This window comes from Streptoverticillium reticulum, assembly GCF_047456005.1.
Lineage (GTDB): Bacteria > Actinomycetota > Actinomycetes > Streptomycetales > Streptomycetaceae > Streptomyces > Streptomyces reticulum.
In genome coordinates, this window is sequence record NZ_CP179755.1 from 1750092 (window position 1) to 1769918 (window position 19827).

The 19827-nt window shown below is 71.7% G+C and carries 19 protein-coding genes; 8 read left to right on the top strand and 11 right to left on the bottom strand.

Annotation, left to right across the window (positions count from 1 at the left end):
• Positions 1 to 399: 399 nt before the first annotated feature.
• The 3 genes from ACMATS_RS07915 to ACMATS_RS07925 form a co-directional block, all read right to left on the bottom strand.
• Entirely contained in the window at positions 400 to 1872 is a 1473-nt protein-coding gene (locus ACMATS_RS07915; protein WP_414167450.1) for an FAD-dependent monooxygenase, read from the bottom strand.
• Between the two features lie 101 nt (positions 1873 to 1973).
• Entirely contained in the window at positions 1974 to 2378 is a 405-nt protein-coding gene (locus ACMATS_RS07920; protein ID WP_390779829.1) for a nuclear transport factor 2 family protein, read from the bottom strand.
• Between the two features lie 463 nt (positions 2379 to 2841).
• Positions 2842 to 4170: an RICIN domain-containing protein gene (locus ACMATS_RS07925; protein WP_414167451.1), complete on the bottom strand. Its 1329-nt coding sequence runs from the start codon at positions 4168 to 4170 to the stop codon at positions 2842 to 2844.
• Between the two features lie 149 nt (positions 4171 to 4319).
• Here ACMATS_RS07925 and ACMATS_RS07930 point away from each other — a divergent pair, with 149 nt between their 5' ends.
• Positions 4320 to 5006 carry a TetR/AcrR family transcriptional regulator gene (locus ACMATS_RS07930; protein ID WP_414167452.1) on the top strand — a complete coding sequence of 229 codons (687 nt, stop codon included), beginning with the start codon at positions 4320 to 4322 and terminating at the stop codon, positions 5004 to 5006.
• Positions 5007 to 5041: 35 nt separating this feature from the next.
• Entirely contained in the window at positions 5042 to 6181 is a 1140-nt protein-coding gene (locus ACMATS_RS07935) for an FAD-dependent oxidoreductase (protein WP_414167453.1), read from the top strand.
• A gap of 53 nt (positions 6182 to 6234) precedes the next feature.
• Here the strand turns inward: ACMATS_RS07935 and ACMATS_RS07940 are convergent, their stop codons facing one another.
• Positions 6235 to 6612, bottom strand: a complete 378-nt coding sequence (locus ACMATS_RS07940; protein ID WP_414167454.1) for a winged helix-turn-helix transcriptional regulator — start codon at positions 6610 to 6612, stop codon at positions 6235 to 6237.
• A 191-nt stretch (positions 6613 to 6803) separates the two neighbouring features.
• Here ACMATS_RS07940 and ACMATS_RS07945 point away from each other — a divergent pair, with 191 nt between their 5' ends.
• The 6 genes from ACMATS_RS07945 (at position 6804) to ACMATS_RS07970 (ending at position 11261) form a co-directional block, all read left to right on the top strand.
• Positions 6804 to 7772, top strand: a complete 969-nt coding sequence (locus ACMATS_RS07945) for an NADP-dependent oxidoreductase (protein WP_414170674.1) — start codon at positions 6804 to 6806, stop codon at positions 7770 to 7772.
• Positions 7773 to 7796: 24 nt separating this feature from the next.
• Entirely contained in the window at positions 7797 to 8117 is a 321-nt protein-coding gene (locus ACMATS_RS07950; RefSeq protein ID WP_414167455.1) for an NIPSNAP family protein, read from the top strand.
• Positions 8118 to 8127: 10 nt separating this feature from the next.
• A complete protein-coding gene (locus ACMATS_RS07955; protein WP_414167456.1) occupies positions 8128 to 8571 on the top strand; it encodes a GlcG/HbpS family heme-binding protein in 444 nt (147 codons plus the stop codon).
• 103 nt (positions 8572 to 8674) lie between these two features.
• Complete coding sequence (locus ACMATS_RS07960) at positions 8675 to 9643, top strand: alpha/beta hydrolase (protein ID WP_414167457.1); 969 nt, start codon at positions 8675 to 8677, stop codon at positions 9641 to 9643.
• Between the two features lie 122 nt (positions 9644 to 9765).
• Positions 9766 to 10539: an SDR family NAD(P)-dependent oxidoreductase gene (locus ACMATS_RS07965; RefSeq protein ID WP_390779837.1), complete on the top strand. Its 774-nt coding sequence runs from the start codon at positions 9766 to 9768 to the stop codon at positions 10537 to 10539.
• A gap of 206 nt (positions 10540 to 10745) precedes the next feature.
• Positions 10746 to 11261, top strand: a complete 516-nt coding sequence (locus ACMATS_RS07970; protein WP_414167458.1) for a hypothetical protein — start codon at positions 10746 to 10748, stop codon at positions 11259 to 11261.
• A gap of 30 nt (positions 11262 to 11291) precedes the next feature.
• On the opposite strand, the gene ACMATS_RS07975 is transcribed toward ACMATS_RS07970, so the two are convergent.
• From ACMATS_RS07975 to ACMATS_RS08005, 7 genes are read right to left on the bottom strand one after another with little or no spacing between them, the layout of a single operon-like run.
• Positions 11292 to 12548, bottom strand: a complete 1257-nt coding sequence (locus ACMATS_RS07975; protein WP_414167459.1) for an MFS transporter — start codon at positions 12546 to 12548, stop codon at positions 11292 to 11294.
• A 57-nt stretch (positions 12549 to 12605) separates the two neighbouring features.
• Positions 12606 to 13367: an SDR family NAD(P)-dependent oxidoreductase gene (locus ACMATS_RS07980; protein WP_414167460.1), complete on the bottom strand. Its 762-nt coding sequence runs from the start codon at positions 13365 to 13367 to the stop codon at positions 12606 to 12608.
• Positions 13364 to 13621: an acyl carrier protein gene (locus tag ACMATS_RS07985; RefSeq protein ID WP_414167461.1), complete on the bottom strand. Its 258-nt coding sequence runs from the start codon at positions 13619 to 13621 to the stop codon at positions 13364 to 13366. The genes ACMATS_RS07980 and ACMATS_RS07985 overlap by 4 nt, the downstream gene beginning before the upstream one ends.
• A gap of 30 nt (positions 13622 to 13651) precedes the next feature.
• Positions 13652 to 14899 carry an aminotransferase class I/II-fold pyridoxal phosphate-dependent enzyme gene (locus ACMATS_RS07990; RefSeq protein ID WP_414167462.1) on the bottom strand — a complete coding sequence of 416 codons (1248 nt, stop codon included), beginning with the start codon at positions 14897 to 14899 and terminating at the stop codon, positions 13652 to 13654.
• Positions 14896 to 16860 (bottom strand): condensation domain-containing protein, encoded by a 1965-nt coding sequence (locus ACMATS_RS07995; protein ID WP_414167463.1) that lies wholly within the window; start codon positions 16858 to 16860, stop codon positions 14896 to 14898. Before ACMATS_RS07995 ends, ACMATS_RS07990 begins: the two co-directional genes overlap by 4 nt.
• 10 nt (positions 16861 to 16870) lie before the next feature.
• Positions 16871 to 18139 carry a beta-ketoacyl-ACP synthase II gene (gene fabF / locus ACMATS_RS08000; RefSeq protein ID WP_414167464.1) on the bottom strand — a complete coding sequence of 423 codons (1269 nt, stop codon included), beginning with the start codon at positions 18137 to 18139 and terminating at the stop codon, positions 16871 to 16873.
• On the bottom strand, positions 18136 to 19824 hold the full coding sequence (locus ACMATS_RS08005) for a thiamine pyrophosphate-binding protein (protein ID WP_391154738.1): 1689 nt from the start codon (positions 19822 to 19824) through the stop codon (positions 18136 to 18138). Before ACMATS_RS08005 ends, fabF begins: the two co-directional genes overlap by 4 nt.
• Positions 19825 to 19827: the final 3 nt, after the last annotated feature.

The following is a 19827-nucleotide window of genomic DNA, read 5'->3' on the forward strand; positions in this document are numbered from 1 at the left end:
GGCAGAGGTTCAACAGCCACGGCTTCTCCGGTGCCGAGGTCCCGGCGCCGTGGAGATGCAGGTCGCCGCGACCACCTTCCAGCGCCTTTCGCTGCACGTCACCGACGGTGCGTTCGGTGTGCGGATGGCCCGGAACCACGAGAACCTGCGCGCCTGCCGCAGGAGGCAAGTGGTCGAGCCGCTCTCGGGCGCAGCTCGCAGTGGTGTGGCGCGCAGGGCCCTGCGGGCGATGCCGCGCGGCCGCGTTGAGGATCACCAGGTCGAGTCCACCCGAGGTTCAGCGGCAGCGACGGCGGTGTTCAGTCCCCCCTGGAGGCTGGGGTTCCGTGCGCCGATCCGGCGTGATCCGTGCGCAAGGGCCACAGAGCGGGGCCGGCGGGTGGGCTCGCCGAGCGGCGTTCAGCGGCACTGGGTGCGCAGGATGGTGAGGCAGTCCGCGGCCCGGCGCTGCGGGTCGGTGTCGGTGCTGGCCCAGGCGATCCGGGCGTCCGGCCGGATGAGGACTGCGGTGACGTCCCACCAGATCGGGTCTGCCGTGGCGGTGTCGACGGAGGCCGCCCGCTGTTCCAGGCCGTCCGCGGAACATGGTGTGTGCGTCCCGCCGAGGTCCAGCAGCAGTGGCCGGCCGTGGTGCATCAGCGAGTGGGGGGTGGGTGCGCCGGCCGCGTCCAGTGTGAGGCCGGCCAGTCGGGTGCCGTTGAGCGGGTGCGCGCCGGGCGTGGTGTCGGCGGGGAGCGGATCGTCGAAGCCGGCGATCCGGCGGGCCCACTGCCGGTTGGTCCGCGGTTCGGCCAGGGCGGCGGACCAGACCTCGCGCAGTGCGATCTGCTCCGGGCTCGCCGCCGCGAACAGAGCGAGCTGCGCGCGGGTGTTGTCGATGACAGCGCGGGCGGCCGGCCGGCGCTCCGTGTCGTAGCTGTCGAGCAGTCCGTCGGGTGCCCGGCCCTGGAGGGTGGCGGCCAGCTTCCAGCCCAGGTTGGTGGCGTCCTGGATGCCGAGGTTCATACCCTGCCCACCCGCTGGGAAGAACATGTGCGCCGCATCCCCGGCCACGAGCACCCGTCCGGCCCGGTACCGCGCGGCCTGCCGGGTGGCGTTGCCGTAGCGCGAGAGCCACCGGGGGTTGCGGATGCCCAGGTCCCGTCCCAGAAGCGCCCGGGTCTGCTCGCGCACCTCGTCCAGGGTCAGCGGTTCGCCGGTGCCGTGATGCATGGTGGCCGTGGACAGGCCCGCCAGCCGGTGGACACCGTCGCCGATCGGGGCCGCGAGAAACGAACCGGCCGGCCCGGTGGCGGCGAGCGGCGCGGTGGGAGGATCGTCGAGTTCGACGTCGGCGAGCCACCCGGTCAGCGTGGCGTCCTGGCCGGGGAAGTCGATGCCGGCCGCCTGGCGTACCGCGCTGCGGGTACCGTCGCAGCCCACCACCCAGCGGGCCTGCACGGTCCGGTGGGTGGCGCCGGCGCGGATCACCACCTCGACGGCGTCCGGCCCCTGGGTGAGCGAGACGACCTCCTCCCCGCGCAGGACCCGGGCGCCCACGGCGAGTGCGTGCTCCTCCAGGAGCTGTTCGGTCACGGACTGGCCGAGCGCCAGCATGAACGGGTGCACCGCCCCGACTGTGGAGAAGTCCAGCCGGGTGGTCGCCGCGCCGAAGTGGCCGGTCGGCACCGGGGTGCCGCGTTCGATGAACCGCTCCGCCAGGCCGCGGGTGGCGAAGGTTTCCAGCGTGCCGGCCTGCATGCCGACCGCGCGCGACCGTCCGTCCGGCGACGCCCGGCGTTCCACGACGGTCACCTCCACCCCCTGCAGGCGCAACTCCGCGGCGAGCCAGAGCCCCACCGGGCCGGCCCCGGCGACGAGCACGTCGAGCATGACAACCACTTCCTCTCACTATGGGGACGATGCGCCATGACGGCGGCGCCCCGGTGCGCCGGCACAGGGGCGGCCTCGTGGCGTCGGATGGGCAATGCGGCTCAGCGGGCGCTGCCGAGATTCCGGTCGGCGTCGGCGCCTTCGAGCATGAGGGTGGTCTCCTCGATGCGGCGGAAACGGCCGTCGGGGGCGAACTCGCCGAAGAGGTAGACCTCCATGCGGACGGTGGAGCCGTCGGTCTTGATGACCTCCATCGTGTGGCGGTCGGCGTAGCGGTCGCCGGAGGCGAGTTCGTCGTGCACCTCGACCGAGCCGCCGGCGACGACCGTGCGCAGGTGGGCGATGTGGGCGAGGAACTCGGTGCGGTCCGCCCAGCTTCCGTCGGTGCGCTGACGGTAGTCGGGGGCGAAGTGCCGGTCGGCGGCCTCGTCGAGGTCGAGGCCCGGGGTGAGGAGCAGGTCGGTGAGGGCGGCGCGGGCGTCGGTGTGAGTACTGACGGTGGTCATGACGGTCCCCTTGGAGTTCGCGTTGCAGACAGAAAGTGCGTGCGCCGAGCACGCATACGCACCGTACTACAGATTGCGTGCGCTGCGCACGCTATTCTTGGGTCGGGAAGCCGGCCTGCTGCGCCGCGCACCCCACCCCGACGACCGCCGCGCCACTCTGCTGCTCGCGGTCGTGCGTCGCGACGCAGAAGTCGATGAGCTTGCGGATCACCGACGCCTCGGGTCCCACCAACGCATCGCGCCCGGGTGCCCTTGAGCCGAGGCAGGGCCCGGGATGCACCGTCCGCCGGAAGACGGTCACAGGCCGCCGGGCACGCCACCGCCGAACAGCTTGCCGACCAGGCGATGCCCCCGAAGCCGATGCGACCCCCTGGCCGCAGACCAGGTCATGCTGATCGGCATGCCGTCGGGGGGAGGCCCCGACCGTCCGCCGACGGTCAGGGCCGGGGGTGCGATCGGCGGGTCAGGATGCGAAGTACTGCAGCGTCCACTTCTGGCTGTCGTGGCCGTTGCACGTCTGGATCACGGCCCAGGAGCCGTTGCGGTTCTCGTTGCGGGATACGTCCAGGCAGTCGCCGGCGTAGCCGTTGATGATCGCGGCGGCTCCCGGATCAGCTTGCCAGAATTCCACCCTCCACTGCTGGGTGGGCAGGTTGTCGCAGGGCCATTCGTTGAGGAAGTCCCCGGGGCCGGTCCTGAGGCCCCGGTACATGTCCAGGCACTTCTTCGTCACCGGGCTCATGAGCTGGTAGTTGCCATTGGCCAGCGGTACGAACTCGAAGGCCTGGTTGCCGCCCCGGTGATTGTCGAACAGGGTGATGTGCGTGCCGTTGGCGGGGTTCCCGCCCGGGATCTCCAGGACCCGCTCTCCGTACCGGTGGTTGTAGGAGTGGTAGTTGCCGAACTCGAAGAGGGCGCCGCCCCGGGGCCGCAGGACGCGGAATTCGACCGGTAGGTGGTCGGCGGAGATCCCGGGCATCGCGTGTGCGCTGTACAGCGGCACGCTCCGGTTCGACATCATGTAGTCGAACTCGCCGCGGCCGATGTGGGTCGCGACGCCGGGGCGGTAGATGTGTGTGTTGGCGGGCAGCCGGGCGCCGTCGTAGTTTTCCGGATCCCGGTTGAAGTCGCCCATGACCACCCAGTCCCGTCCGGGGCGACGCTGTCCGGCGTCGATCCTGGTGACCATGCCGGGGACGTCGGCACCGCTGCCGGACAGGGCGTGGATGTTGTTGAAGACGGTCCCGCCGAACTGCACCCCGAACGACGGGCGTGCGCCGGGGATGTTGGGGTGAACCGTGGCCCACAGGGTGTCCGGCACCGCCTCGGTCACCATGGCCAGGTTGACCCGGTGGCCGTTCGGGTCGGTCTCCATGAAGTACACGTTCCGCTCCATCGGCCGGGAGCGAGTGCCGAAGTTCCGGACGAAGTGGTAGATGACGTGGCCATTGACGGTGATCTCGCCCCGGAACCGGAACACCCCGTCCCGGACCAGCGGCGGAATCGGTCCGGCCTCCTGCAGCGCGAGCACATCGTGGCTGCGCGTCAGCTTGGGAATGTCGTTGTCCCACTTCGGGGTCACATTCCCGCCCTGGCCGCCTTCCATGTTGTAGGACGCCGGGTTGTGCTCTTCCAGGGCCTTGGCCTGGGCCTGTGTGACGCCGAGGGTCAGCATGCCCGCGACGAGCGCCGTGACGGCCGCCAGGAGGGACACGAGCCCGCGTAATCGCCGGGCTCTGCCCGGTGGGCGGGTGCCGGCGCCGGTGCGCCGGAGAAGACGGTGAGTGTGCATCAACGTTCCCTTCTGCCGGGATTCTTGAGAGCACCAGGGCTCCGTCGTCGGCCAGGAGCCGGCCGACGGGCCCGGCGTCCAGTCTCACGCTGACGAACACGTTTGTCACGACCTTGTTCGTAACGAACATGTTCGTTAGCCTGGTGGGTATGACAGACCACTCCGCCACCCCGAGAAGCCGCCGGGAACGCCCCGCCAAGCCCGCGCTGACCCGGGAGGGCATCGTCACGGCCGCCGTGGAGATCATGCGGGCCGAAGGCCTGCATAAGGTCACCATGCGCCGCCTGGCGCAGGAGCTGGACACCGGCCCGGCCTCGCTGTACGTGTACCTCGCCAGCACCGACGAACTGCACGCGGCCGTCCTGGACCGGCTGCTCGGCACGGTCGGACCAGCACCTGCCGACGGCACCTGGCGCGAGCGGCTGGAGGCGCTGCTCACCGGGTACACCATGATGCTCTTCGAGCACCCCGCCCTGGCCCGCGCCGCCCTGGTGGCCCGCCCGAGCGGCGAACACTACCTGCACCTGGTCGAGACGCTGCTGGCACTGCTGGCCGAGGGCGGCGTCCCGGCCGCGCAGGCGGCCTGGGGCGTGGACGTCCTACTGCAGCACGCCACCGCGACCGCCGCCGAACACGCCACCCAAGACCAGTCGGCCGACGCGGAGGCCGACTGGAACGCCCTCACCCGCGCCCTGCGCGACGCCTCCCCCAGCACCCACCCGCAGATCACCGCGCTCGGCCCCCGGCTACTCGCCGGGACTCCGCGGCAACGGCTCTCCTGGGGCTTCCAGATGCTGCTCACCGGCATCACGCACACGCCGACTCCGGACGCCTGACCGAGCGGCCTCATCGATTCGCAAGGAGTACCGGTATGACCACCCATCACCCGATCGCGATCGTGGGCGCCGGCCTCGGCGGCCTCACCCTGGCCCGCGTCCTGCACGTGAACGGCATCCAGGCCACCGTGTTCGACCTCGACGCCTCACCGGCCGCCCGCACCCAGGGCGGCATGCTCGACATCCACGAGGACTCCGGCCAGGCCGCCCTGCACACCGCCGGCCTGCACAAGGAGTTCCGGGCCCTGGTCCACCCCGGCGGCGAGGCCATGCGGATCCTCGACCGGCACGCCACCGTCCACCTCACCGAGGAGGACGACAGCAGCAGCGGCCGCCCCGAGGTCGACCGCGGCCACCTGCGCGACCTGCTGCTCGGCTCGCTGCCGCCGGGCACCGTCCGCTGGGACTCGAAGGTGACCGGCGCGCACCCGCTCGGCGACGGACGCCACGAGGTGGTCCTCGCCGACGGCACCGCCTTCACCACCGACCTGCTGGTCGGCGCGGACGGCGCCTGGTCCCGGATCCGCCCGCTCGTCTCCGACGCCACGCCCGCCTACACGGGTGTGTCCTTCGTCGAGTCGGACCTGCTGGACGCCGACGCCCGCCACCCCGCGAGCGCGGCCGTCGTCGGCGGCGGCATGCTCTTCGCCCTCGGTGACGGCAAGGGCTTCCTCGCCCACCGCGAGACCGACGGCAGCCTGCACGTCTACACCGCGCTGACCATCCATCAAGAGTGGGCGGGCCGTATCGACTTCACCGACACCGCCACAGCCAAGGCGGCCGTCCTGGCGCACTTCGCAGACTGGGACCCGAGCCTGCGAGCGCTCGTCGCCGACGCCGACGGCCTCCTGGTGCCGCGAGCCATCCACGCCCTGCCCGTCGGCCATCGCTGGGACCGCGTTCCCGGCGTCACCCTGCTCGGCGACGCCGCTCACGTGATGTCCCCGTTCGCCGGCGAAGGCGCCAACCTCGCCATGCTCGACGGCGCCGAACTCGGTCAGGCCATCGCCGCCCGTTCCGGCGACATCGAAGCCGCCCTGGCCGCCTACGAGCAGGCGCTCTTCCCGCGCAGCCAGGCCGCGGCCGCGATGTCCGCCGACAACCTCCGCACCTGCTTCCGCGACGATGCCCCACAGGGACTGCTGGACCAGTTCACCACCCACCGGGCGGCCTGACCCCCGGCGGGTGGCCGTCGCCCGGTGGCTGTCAGGGCATGGGTTCAGCTCCCCTACCGGTCGGCCGACTCCGATCCGCCGGTGTTGTCGATGTTCTCCTCGACCCAGGCGCGCAGCAGATTGAGCGGGACGGCGGCGCTCTTGCCCAGGGCGGTGAGCGCGTACTCGACGTGCAGCGGCACCGCCGGATAGACGGTGCGGTCGACCAGGCCGGAGTCCTCCAGGCGGCGCAGGGTCTGGGTGAGCACCTTGGGGCTGATGCCCTGGAGCCGGCGCTGCAGCGCGCCGAAACGTTGCGGTCCGTCCTCGAGTGCACCGATGGCCAGCGCGGACCACTTGTTGGCCAGCAGGTCGAGCAGGGCTCGGCAGGGACACTGCGCGGCATAGACGTCGTGGTGCGAGTGCTGGCCGGTCGGGCAGCTGGTCGTCATCTGAGGGCGCTCCTCACCAGGTTCACCTGGATCACCTGATTCACCAGGATGGTTTCCAAAGGGAAGCAGTCTCCCTTGCTGGTAACTACACCCTCGGACGTAGCTTCATTCCCGTCGGCCCTCCCGCCGACGGTGGAGGCCACCCAAAGGCCCTCCGCATGCTGCAATTCGAGGAGTTCGAGGAAATGGCCATGTCCGCAGACATGATGCGCGCAGTTGTCCAGGACGGTTTCGGCGGTACGGAGGTGCTCCGGGTCCGGCAGGTGCCCCGGCCCGAGCCGCTGCCGACGGAGGTGCTGGTGCGGGTGCACGCCGCCGGTGTCAATCCGGTGGACTGGAAGACCCGGGCCGGCAGCGGCATGGCGGGGGTGCTGGGGCAGCCGCCGTTCGTGCTCGGCTGGGACGTCTCCGGCGTGGTGGACGCGGTGGGCTTCGGCGTCACCACCCTGAAGGTGGGCGACGAGGTGTACGGGATGCCGTGGTTCCCGCGCGCGGCCGGCGGCTACGCCGAGTACGTCACGGCCCCCGCCCGCCAGTTCGCACGCAAGCCCGCCACCGTGGGACACGAGGAGGCCGCGGCCGTACCGCTCGCGGCGCTGACCGCCTGGCAGGCACTGGTGGACACCGCAGAACTCCGGGCAGGGCAGCGGGTGCTGATCCACGCCGCCGCCGGTGGCGTCGGCCACTTCGCGGTCCAGTTCGCCAAGCACCTGGGCGCGCACGTCCTCGCCACCGCCAGCGGCGGCCGCCATGCCTGGCTCGAGGAGCTGGGCGCCGACGAGGTCATCGACTACACCGCGGTCCGCTTCGAGGATGTCGCCCGTGACGTCGACGTCGTGATCGACCTGGTCGGCGACATCCACGACAGGACGAGCATGCGTTCGCTGGAGGTGCTGCGCCCGGACGGTCTGCTGGTCGCCATCCCGGCCGGCGTCTCCCCCGAACTGGCGGATGCCGCACGGGCCCGCGGGGTCCGGGTCACCCCGTTCCTGGTCGAGCCGGACGGTGCGGCCCTGACCCGCATTGCCGAGCTGATCGACGCCACGGAGGTCGTCGTCGAGGTCGAAGGCGTCTTCCCGCTGGAGCAGGCCGCCCTGGCCCACACCCGGGGTGAGAACGGCCGCACCCGCGGCAAGCTCGTCCTCCGTGCCACGGCCTGACCCCCACCCGGAAGGAACGCCCGCATGTTCTACGAGATCCGGCGCTACCAGAGCCTGCCCGGCCGCCGCACGGAATGGATCCGCTACATGGAGGACGTGGTCATCCCCTTCCAGACCGCCAACGGGATGACGGTCACCGCGTCCTTCGCCGACGAGGAGGACGAGGACGGTTACGTCTGGATACGGCGCTTCGAGAGCGAGGCCCAGCGCGAGACGCTGTACGCGGCCGTCTACGAGAGCGACCGGTGGAAGAAGGAGATCGGGCCTGTGGTGTACGGCCTGCTGATACCGGAGAGGTCCGTCGTCACCCGCGTCACCCCCACGCCCGCCTCCCCCTTGCAGTAGAGGAGCTCCCATGACCACGGACACCGCCCCCGCCATGTCGTCCGCCGACTCCTCGATCACCCGGGCCGCGGCCGGCGCGTTGATCGCGGCCGTGCACGCGACCGCGGCCCGGACCGGCTTCGAGGCAGCTGTCGCCGTCACCGATGCCGGAGGTCATCTGAAGGCGTTCGACCGCGCCGACGACACCCCGTTCCTCACCGCCGAGGTCGCCGTCGACAAGGCCTGGACCGCCGCGTCGTTCCGGACCGCCACCCACGTGTGGAACGCATACCTGGCCGACCAGCAGATCGCGCCGCTGGCCCACCACCCCCGCCTGATGGCGGTCGGCGGCGGCTACCCGATCATTGCTGGCGGCCGGTGCATCGGTGGCCTGGGCATCTCCGGCGGCACGTACGAGCAGGACCGGCAGGCCGCGGAGGCCGCCCTGTCCTCCCTCGGCTTCGACCTGCCCTGACGGCCCGCCCGCTGCCGGTCGGTACTCTCCGTACCCTCTCCCCCGCCTGACACGTCTCCGCACCGGAGCCGTCAACCAGCCCCGCCCTCATGGAGGTTCAGTCATGACCGACCACACCGATGCCGCACCGGCTCTGGAGCCGGCCGCGGCCGAGTTCGCCGCCGCGACCGCCGAACCGCCCTTCCTCTTCGACCTCGGCCCGGTCGAGGGCCGCAAGGCCGTCGACCAGGTCCAGTCCGGGGACATCGCCAAGCCCGCCGTCGACGAGGAGTGGCTCACCGTCCCCGGCGGTCCCACCGGATCGGTACGCACCCGGATCGTCCGGCCCGAGGGCGCCACCGGCCCGCTGCCGGTGATCGTCTACCTGCACGGCGCGGGCTGGGTGTTCGGCAACGCCCACACGCACGACCGCCTGGTGCGCGAACTCGCCGTCGGCGCGGGGGCCGCGGTGGTGTTCCCGGAGTACGACCTGTCCCCCGAGGCCCGCTACCCGGTCGCCGTCGAGCAGAACTTCGCGGTCGCCCGCTGGGTCGTCACCGACGGCGCCGCCGAGGAGCTGGACGCCACCCGTATCGTGGTCGCCGGCGACTCGGTCGGCGGCAACATGGCCGCCGCCCTCACGCTCATGGCGAAGGAGCGCGGCGGCATCCCGCTCGCCGGGCAGGTGCTCTTCTACCCGGTCACCGACGCCGCCTTCGACACACCCTCCTACCACCGCTTCGCCACCGGCTACTTCCTGCGCCGCGACGCCATGCAGTGGTTCTGGGACCAGTACACGAACGACCCGGCCCAGCGCGCCCGGATCACCGCCAGTCCGCTGCGCGCCACCGTCGACCAACTTCAGGGCCTGCCACCGGCGTTGGTCATCACCGCGGAGGCCGACGTCCTGCGCGACGAGGGCGAGGCGTACGCGGCGAAGCTGCGCCAGGCCGGCGTCCGCGTCACCAGCACGCGCTACCCCGCGATCATCCACGACTTCGTGATGCTCAACGCGCTGCGCGGCACCCGGGCCGCCGAAGCCGCCCTCACCCAGGCCATCGGCTTCCTGCGCCACGCCTTCGGAACCGACTGAACTCATCCGGCTCCACTCCGGTTTCACGAGAACCGGGGTGGAACAACCCTTGCGTCTTCTTCCGTTGCCGGGCTTACCTTGAGCAAAGACATCCGGAGCTCGCACACCCAAGGGGAGTTGCCGTGGACGGGAACCGCTTCACCGGCAAGGTCGTCGTCGTCACCGGCGGCGGGTCCGGTATCGGCGCCGCCACCGCGTACCGCTTCGGGCGCGAAGGCGCCACGGTGATCACCGTCGGGCGGACCGAAGACAAACTCAAACAGGCGGCCGCCGGCGCGCCCACCGGTTCGACGATCGTCCCACGTGTCGCGGACGTCTCCGACGAGTCCGCGATCAGCACGCTGATCGCGGATGTGGCCGAGGAATACGGCCGGCTGGACGTGCTGGTCAACAACGCGGCCATCGGCATGGCAGGAACCGTCGAGCACACCGACACCGCCACCTGGCGCCACGTCCTGGCAGTCGACGTCGACGGTGTCTTCTTCGCCTCCAGAGCCGCGCTTCCCCATCTGCGCCGCGTCGGCGGCTGCATCGTCAACGTCGGCTCGGTGTCCGGTCTCGGCGCGGACTGGGGCCTGGCTGCGTACAACACGGCCAAAGGGGCACTGGTCAACCTGACCAACGCGATGGCTCTCGATCACGGCCACGAGGGCGTACGGGTCAACGCCGTGCACCCGAGCCTCACCCGCACCCCGATCGCCGCGCCCGTCATCGACAACGAGGACGTGATCGCCGCATTCCGCCGACGCATCCCCATGCAGCGCCCCGCCGAACCGTCCGAAGTCGCCGATGTCATCGCCTTCCTGGCCGGCTCCGACGCCCGCTTCGTCAACGGCGCCCACATTCCCGTGGACGGCGGGCTCGGTGCTTCCAACGGTCAACCGCGCATGTTCTGACCACCGCAGGGAGATGAATGCCCAGCCACAGGTCAACTTTCGGCCCTGTCAGGTGGGTTGCGAAGACCTCGGGGGCCGCCGAGCAGGTGCCCCGAGCCTGGACGAAGGAGCTGCTGCATTCCCCCCAGGGCGACTCGTTCTCGCTCCTTCGGCTCGCGGCGGGAGGCGAATGCGCCCTCGCAGGGTCCGCGGAAGACCGGATTCTCGTGCTGGACGGCCGGCTCTCGATCACGGCCGACGGCACCGGGCACGCCACCGACCACCGGCGCGGGGCGTACGCCGCCCTGCCCGGCGGCAGGGACCCCGTCGTGTCCAGCACCGACGGCGCACTGGCCCTCGTGCTGGCCGGCAAGCGGCTGGGAGCCCCGGCCGACGACGTGTTCGGCCCGGAAGGATGGCAACAGTCGGGCCCGGGCCAGTGGTACCGGCTGCTCCTCGGCGTCACCTTCGACGAGGACTTCGACGAACGGGTCGTCGGGCTGTCCCTTTTCGAGCCGGGCTCCTTCTCGCCCCGGCACCCGCACCGCACGGCGCACCGCTTCCTGTTCCTCGACGGCGAGGCCGACGACGAGCTGGTGTTCCCCGACGGGACACGGCACACGGCCCACCGGGCCAAGGGTGACTTCACCGACTACCCGCACCCCGTCGAGCACCAGACCTTCAGCAGAACGGGCTGCACGATCCTCTTCCTGCACGAGCCGCTCCCGGCCGAAGCCGGGTAGCCGGTGCCGGCTTGGAGGCGATCGACACGGTCAGCGCAAGGAGCGGATCGCCGGGCTCGCGGCGACCAGGCCGGCGCATGCCAGGACGGCGCTGCCACAGATCAGGAACAGCGTCGTCGTGCCGAACGGGAGCAGGACGCCGGCGACCACGTAGGAGAACGGGTCCATCGCCACCGTTGCCAGCACGACGAGGCTCATGACCCGGCCCAGCAGTTGCTCGGGCACCCGCTCCTGCAGAGTGGCCACGACGACCACTCCGAGAAACGCGGACCCGATGCCGATGAGGGAGACGACCGCCGTAGCGGTGACGACATGGGTGACGGCGGCGAGTCCGGCCATGCCTGCGCCGATCGCCGCGACCCCGCCGGCCACGGTCCAGCCGCGCCGGGCCGGGGGCCGCCACCCGGCCATGAGTGAGCCGGCCAGCGAGCCGACACCGAAGCCGGAGAGCACGACGCCCAGGGACCCCGCGCCACCGAGGCGTTGATCGGCGAGCACCGCGCCGCCCACGAGCACGGGGCCCACGACCGCAAGGTTGATCAGGGCGATGGCTGCCAGCATTCCTCGCACCAGCGGTTCGTGCCAGGCGTATCTCAGGCCCGCGGCGAGGGCACGTGCACTGCTGAGCTGCTCACCGCCGATGGCGTCCGGACCGGCGTCGTCCCCGGCACCTTCGCCACGTCGTACCACGCGGATGAGCGTGCTGAGGGCGACGGCGGCCAACGCGGCCAACGCCGTGATCCCACCGAGCGTCGCATCGAAGCCGACTGCGGCGATGGCTCCGGCGGCCACTGCCGGGCCGACCAGATCGCCCCCCGACTCCGCGCCCTGCACCAGCGCGTTGACCCGGGAGAGCTTCTCCGTCGGCACGATGGCGGGCAGCAGCGCCAGGGCCCCCGGGAAGTATGCGGCGTCGGCGGCGCCGAGCAGCCCGCCGGGCAGCGCTACCGTCGTCACCGATGGTGAGGTGAAGGTGACCAGGGCGCCGAGGGCGAGCAGGACGGCGACCCGGAGCCAGGAGGCGCCCGCCATGACACGGGCGGGACCGAGGCGGTCGACCAGCACTCCCGCGGGAAGCAGGAGCGCGGCCCGCGGCAGCGCCACGGCCACGAGAACGAGCCCCGTGGCGACGCCGGGTTCCGACAGCTCGAGCACGAAGAGCGTGAGCCATACGATGAACAGCGCATCGACCACGGCCGCCAGTCCCTGGCCCACGACCAGGCGGCGCAGGTGGGGATCGCCGAGCGGTTCGCGCGGAAGGGAACGGGCGGTCGGCTCCGTCGTCATGGCCGGCTCCCGGGGGTCGACGACATGAGGTGCTTCCTCACTGGTGATCGGGCTGCACTATGCGATGTGCGTGCCCCCGTCCACCGTCAGGGTGGCGCCGGTGATGTAGGACGCCGCGTCGGAGACGAGGAAGACCAGAGCCGCAGCGAGCTCCTCGGGCTGCCCGATGCGGCCCGAGAGCACCCGCGGCATCATCGCCTCCAGGTAACCCTCGGCATAGCCGTCGGTCATCGCGGAGGTGAAGAGGCCCGGCGCGAGGGCGTTCACGCGGATGCCCTTGCCGGGGGTCCACTGCTGGGCGAGATCGCGGGTGAGCCCGAGGATCCCGGCCTTCGACGCCGAGTAGGCGGCCTGCGGCAGACCGCCGGTGACCAGCGCGAGGATGCTCGACACGTTGACGATGGCGCTGCCGGGCGGCATCACCGCACCCGCGGCCTGGGCCATCCAGTAGGAGCCGTTGAGATTGATGTCGATGACCTCGCGGAACTGTTCCGGTGTCTCCTCCGTCGCGGGTTGTTCGCTGCTGATACCGGCGTTGTTGACAAGAATGTCCACCCGGCCGAATGCGTGCACAGCCGCGTCGACCAGCGCGCGGCAGTCCTCCGGCTTGGCAACGTCGGTACGCACGGCGACGGCCCGGCGGCCGAGCTTCTCGACGGCCGTGCGCACGGCCTCCAGCCTCTTGATGCGCCGCGCCCCGAGCACGACATCGGCGCCGGCCTCGGCCACCGCGGTGGCAAAGGCGATCCCCAGCCCGGAGGAGGCGCCGGTGACGACGGCGACGCGGCCGTCGAGCCGGAAGCGGTCCAGGACGCTCAAGGTCGCCTGGCCCTGCGGTGGCTGGCGACGCAGCTCACCGCATCGCCGACGGTCCTCAGCGCCGCGGCCTGATCGTCGGGGATCTTCACCTCGAAGGTGTCCTCGAGCTGCACGGTGATCTCCACCATCGAGAGGGAGTCGATGTCGAGGTCGTCGGCGAAGGACTTCTCGGTGGTCACCTCGGCGGAGTCGATGCCGGTGACCTCTTCGACGATCTTGGCAAGGGCGTCGAGGATGTCGGTGGTGTTCACCACGGGTACCTCCTTCTCGGTACGGGGTCGATGTCAGAGCCCGAGGCGCCGTCGGTAGGTGAGGAGGGTGCGCAGGAAGCCGTCCATCTGCTCCTCGGTGTGGCCCGCGTGCGGGAACAGGCGCAGGAGCGCCTGGTTCCGTGAGACGGCCGGGTAGGAGAAGACGGGTACGAGGTAGCCGTCCTCGACGAACCACTCCCGCATCTGCAGGGCGGCGGCGTCGTTCCCGACCGGCACCGAGAGCATGTACGACTCGGTCGGCGTCGTCGGCGTGCCGGCCTCGTGCATCTGGCGGCGAAGGCGGGCGGCGTGCGCCAGGTAGTCGTCGACGATTTCCGGTTTGCCTGCAAGGACGTCGATCGTGCGCTCGGCGGCGTAGGCGGTGGGTGGCTGGATGGCGGCCGTGAACATCGAGGTGCCGGAGAGCAGTTCGAAGGCGTCGATGGCCACCGCTGGTCCGGCGATCGCGCCGCCTTCCAGACCGACGGCTTTCGACAGCGACACCATGACGAAGTCGGCCCGCTCCCGGATCGCAGCCGCTTCCCGGGCGTACGGGCGGTTCTCGGGCCCGTAGACCATGAAGCCGTTCGCATCGTCGATCATGCTGATGGCGCCGTGCCGGTCGCACTCGTCGAGAATCTCCACGATCGGTCCCATGGTGCCGTCGGCCGAATAGATGCTCTCGGCGATCACCACGGTCTTGCGGGCCCGGGTCCGGTTCAGGATGCGTGTCAGGTCGGAGACGTCGTTGTGCCGGAACGCGTGGACGTTGCGGCCGTAGCCGAGTCCCTCGACGCCTTTCCAGATACTCCAGTGGACGTCGCGGTCGACGACGAATACGGTGTCGCGGTTGCGGACTTCGATCCCGGCGTCGAAGTGCGCAGAGCTGCTCATGGCGTGGACGAACCCGATGTTGGCCAGGAGCCCCGTGGCGAAGCTGATGGCCTGCTCCTTGCCGGTGTGGCGGGCGATCGTCTCCTCCAGCACCTGGTGCGGGCGGCAGATCCCCTGGGTCATCCTGGATCCGCTGGTGCTCAGGCCGTGGGCGAGCGCACCCTCGGCGAAATGACGCCGTACCGGGACGTGGCGCTCCAGATCGAGGAAGCTGATGCTGGCGAAGTTCACCAGCTCGCGGCCGTTGCGGACGATGGTCGGCCCGACGGGACCGTCCACCACCGGCGGGCGGTATGCCGTGTCGTGCGTGTTCGCCTCGACGAAAGCGGCGAAGCCCCACGGGGCCAGGCGGTCCACGGACGGTGCGGTGCTGCGGGACGCGGTCATGGCGAGGCTTCTCCTCCATGATGGGCGCGGGGCGGTAAGGGCTCCAGGGCTGCGGCGAGGTGGCCGAGCGAGGCCGTTCCGGCCAGTTCGTCCGACGCGATCCCGGCGAAGCCGGACTGGTGAAGCAGCGCCAGCAGACGGGGGATGGCGACCAGGGTGACTCCGTGGTCGGCGAGGCAACGGTTCATGTCCACGGCATCAGGGCCGTGGAAGGTGCCGGCCGGCAGGCCGCCGGGGCCGACAGCGGCCACGGCGGCGGCCAGGGCCCGTTCGGTGCCCGTCGCGGGCGGGCGCGACGGGATCCGCGGCGTTCCCGCGCCGCCGGTGGCGATGCAGAACCGGTCGGGCGGACGGCCGGGTTCGCGGCCGGCCGGGGACAGGACGTAGCGGCCCGGGGCCACGATGCCGGGCACTTCGCCGAGTTGGTCCAGGACGTGGCGGTGCACGTCGTCGGGGAGGACATCAGGGGCGACGCGTGCGTGCGCGACGAGGTACGGTTCGCCGCCGTCCCCCGCGGTGTCCCCGCTGGGCGCCACCGTCGCGTCGAGCACTCCGGGGTGGCCGCGCAACACGTCTTCGACCCTGGTCAAGGACACCCATCCCTGCGGAGCGCGCCACCATCCGGAGGCGGCCGGTGTGAACGGGCGTGCCGGAACCGGGCACTCGGCACCGTCGGCTAGCTCGCGCAGGAGGCCGCACAGACGGGCGGGCAACGCCAAGGCCTGCTCGGCGTCGAGCAGATGGTCCCCGACGGTGACATCGAGGGTGATGAATCCCGCGTCGCGGCTGAAGTCGACGTAGAGCGTCTCGCAGGGCTCGTCGGGCGCGCTGCTGATCCAGGTGGCGGACCCGTCCGGCGGAGTGTTCTGCGCGGGGACCAGGTAGTCGCGCGGCCACGCGTAGCAGTTGTACTCGATGGTGGGCACGGTCACGACACCGCGGCGACGGTCCATGCGGGCCTGGGCGGCGACCAGTTCCGCGGGGCGCCACTGACCGTGCCGGTAGGCCGCGGTGGAGGCGGTGGCGACCGAGGCGGCCACCTCGCCGAACGCCGCGCCCGGGCGGAGGCCGATCTGTACCGGAACCGTCAGGGCCCGGACGCCGATGCTGTTCCGCAGAGCGGCCCGGGCCCGGTTGGAGACCACCACCGAGGCGAGGAACCGGTGTTCGCCGGTGCGGGTGGCGACGTCGTGGGCCAGCGCCGCGAGCACAACGGTCTCCGGGCTGACCCGATATCGCCGGGCGACGCGGTCGAGGTCGTCGTATGCGCCCGCCGAGCGGTGCTGGAGGCGGTGGCGCCCGCCGCCGCCGGTCCCGCCGAACGGGGCCAGCACGCCTGTGGGGTTGCTCGCGAGACGCATGAGCCACTCACGCTCCGCCGCGCGGGCGCGCTCCGGGGGCTGGGCGGCGACCGTGTCGAGCGGGTGTACGGATACCAACGGTACGTAGTCGCCGCGCAGTTGGCCGTGCAGCTGGTTGATCAGTACCGCCAGCCCCCATCCGTCGATCACCACGTGATGGGCGGCCACCAGCACCGCACGCGGCTTCCCCGCCTCGATCAACACCCGTGCGCGCCAGGGAGGTTCCCTCTCGGGATCGATCGGACAGGCCGCCAGCTCTGCTGTGGCGGCCTCCAGGGTGCCGGCATCGACGGCGGGGACGTCGACGTGGTCCACCGGCAGCGGGGCCCAGTCCGCGCGGTGGACGTGCTGTATCGGGCGGAGCGGGTCGACCGTGGTGCGCAGCGCCTCGTGGCGGGCGGTGAGGGACGCGAGCGCCGCGTGGATGTCGGCGAGGGTTGCCGGGGGCGGGACGTGGCAGTGGTCGGCGAGCGGCGTCGGGTTCACCCGCCGTGGTGAGGGAATGGTGCGTTCGAACCAGTGCCACTGCTGGACCCAGGTCAGCGGCCCGCTGCGGGTGACGGTGGCGGGGCACGGGGCCGGTTCCGGAAGGCGGTTCACCGTCGGGACCTCATACTGCCCGGACCACGAGAGCGGCGTTGTGGCCGCCGAAGCCGAACGAGTTGCTGAGGGCGATCCGCAGACGCTCGTGGTGCTGAGCCTGGTGCGGCACGAAGTTGATGTCCGGGTCGATGGGCTCGTCGCAGTTGACGGTCGGCGGGACGTCACCCGTGCGGAGGGCCTGGATCGAGGCCACGAGCTCGACCGCCCCGGCGGCACCGATCATGTGCCCGGTCATCGACTTGGTGGAGCTGACCGGGATGTGGGTGGCACGATCACCCAGCACCTTGCGCAGGACGGCCGTCTCGACGGCGTCGTTCAGCAGCGTTCCGGTGCCGTGCGCGTTCACGTAGTCCACGTCCGACCCCGATATCCCTGCGTCGCGCAGCGCCGCCTCGACGGCAAGGCACGCGCCCCGTCCCTCCGGATGCGGGGCGGTCCAGTGATGGGCGTCGGAACTCGCTCCGTAGCCCGTGAGTTCGGCCAGGACCGTCGCCCCTCGCCTGTCGGCCGCCTCGGCGGCCTCCAGCACCACCACGGCGGCTCCCTCGCTCATCACGAACCCGTCGCGATGCACATCGAACGGCCGGCACGCCGCGGCCGGGTCGTCGTTGCGCCGGGACAGCGCGCGGGCGTTGCCGCTGCCCGCGAGGTCGACAGCGGTGACGCAGGCGTCGGCGCCGCCGGCGAGGACGATGTCGGCCTCCCCATGGCTGATCATGCGCATCCCCGCCCCCACCGCGTCTGCGCCGCTGGCGCACGCCGTGCTCTGGGCACGGCTGGGCCCCTGGGTGCCGAGACGCATGCTGATCTCGCCGACAGCGCTGTCCATGGCGGTGGTGACCTGGGTGAACGGGCTGATGGCCCGTGGCCCTTTGTCGCGCAGCGTGTTCGCGGCGCGGTAGATCGACCCGACCGGGCCGTAGCCACTGCCGATGATCACGGCGACCCGCGGCGCCAAGCGGTCGTCGACGACGAGTCCGGCATGCTCGCAAGCCTCCAGCGCCGCGGCGAGGGCGTACTGCGCGTACGGGTCGGCGCGACGACTGACCGTCGGCGGCATGTAGCGGCCGGGTGTGAATCCGCGGACCTGGCCGCCGATCCGGACTCCGAGACCGGTCACGTCGATCGCGTCCACGGTGTCGATGCCGCTGCGCCCGGCCAGCATCGCCGTCCACGTCTCGTCGACGCTGTGGCCCAGCGGCGTCACCGCCCCGTACCCGGTGACCATCACCCGGCGACGGGCCCGGCTGCGCCCGGCGTCGGCTCGCTCTGTCACTGGGGAACCACCCCGGCGTCGCGGAGGGCCGGAAGGACGTCATCGGGGGCGACCGGCACCATGAGCACAGCCGTGCCTCCCCGTGAGCAGAACCGCCGCGCGGCGAGAACCTCATCGGTCAGCGCGGCTTTGTCGCGCAGCACTCGACAGTGGATGTCCGCCCCGTCCACCACGGGCGGTGGCGCGCCCGGGCGGGTGAAGGGGTGGCGTTCGGCGTCGAGGCCGAGGCGGGCGCGTTGGGCGTCCAGCCAGCCGTAGCCGCCGTTGCACAGCACCACGTACAGGACGCCGCCGTGAGCCGGAGCAGTGACGGCGATGTCCGCGCGGGCCGCGAGGAATGCCCCGTCCCCGATGAACGCGGTGACCTCATGATCCGGGGCGGCCCGCTTGACCCCGATGGCCGCGGCCGCCCCGAAGCCCAACGGGGTCTGCTCCGACGGCACGATGGACCCGCCACCGACGCGGAAGGGGAAGCCGTAGGACCACATGTCCTGCAGCCCGTTCTCCTGGACCAGCACGCGGTGCTCGCCGGCGGTGGCATCGAGCGCGGCGAGCAACTCGGCGATGCGGATCCCCGGCAGCGTCGCCGCGCGGGCCAATTCCGCTTCCACTTCGAGCGACATGGCCTTGCGGGCGGCGGCGATCTCGTTCGTCCACGCCCCGGTCGCGTCTGCGTGCCCGGACTTGCCGTCCTCGTCCAGCGCCCGCGCCCAGCCGAGCACGGCGTGCCGGGCGTCCCCGAGCACGCGCGGGCCCGGGAGTTCGGCCGACAGCCCGCCCGGATCCACGTTGACCTGCACCACCGGGACCGGGGGCCATGGCGTGCCGCCTTCGACGACGGTCTCCTCGAGTCGCCCGGCGAGCGACACCACCAGGTCGCAGGACGACCACAGTTCACGGGCGGGGGCAGCGGCGTAGAGGCCCGCCGCGCCGCAGAACAGCGGGTGGTGCTCGTCGACGGCACCGCGGCCGGAGGCGGTGGTGAAGAGCGCCGCGCCGAGGCGTTCGGCGAAGCGCTCGACCACCCCGTCGTCGTTGCGGTGCCGCATTCCGCCGCCCACCAGCACCACCGGACGCCGGCTCGCGCGGATCACCGCCAGTGCCGGTCCCGGCGTCACGGGTACGGACTCAAGGACCAGTGGTTCGGGCAGCGTTGGCTGCGGTCCGGTGACGAGGATCTCCGCCGTGCGGACGTCATCGGGTATCTCCAGGTACACGGGTCCGGACGGCGGCCCCACGGCTCGGGTCAGCGCCGTGACCGTCGCGGGGACGACCCGGTCCGGATGCCCCACCCGGTGCGCCCACCGCACGAGGGGCGCCGTCACGGCGACCTGGTCGAGTTCCTGGAATGCACCGCTGCCCCGGCGCCGTTCGGCCACGCCGGCGGCGAGCACGAGGACCGGTGCACCGGACTCCCGCGCCTCTAGCAGACCCGTGGCCGCGTGCGTGACAGCCGGCCCCTTGCCCAGTGCGCATACCGCGAGCCGGCCCGACTGCAGCGCGTAACCCGTCGCCATGTACATCGCGTTGCGCTGGTCGCGGCACGGCACGAGGTCCAGTCCGGCAGCGTCGAGGGCGCGGAGCAACTCCAGGTCGTCGCCGGGCAGCCCGAAGCAGGTGTCCACCTCGTGCGCCACCAGCAGGTCGACGATCGCGGACCAGGCGTCGGCGTAGCGTTTGCTCACCCG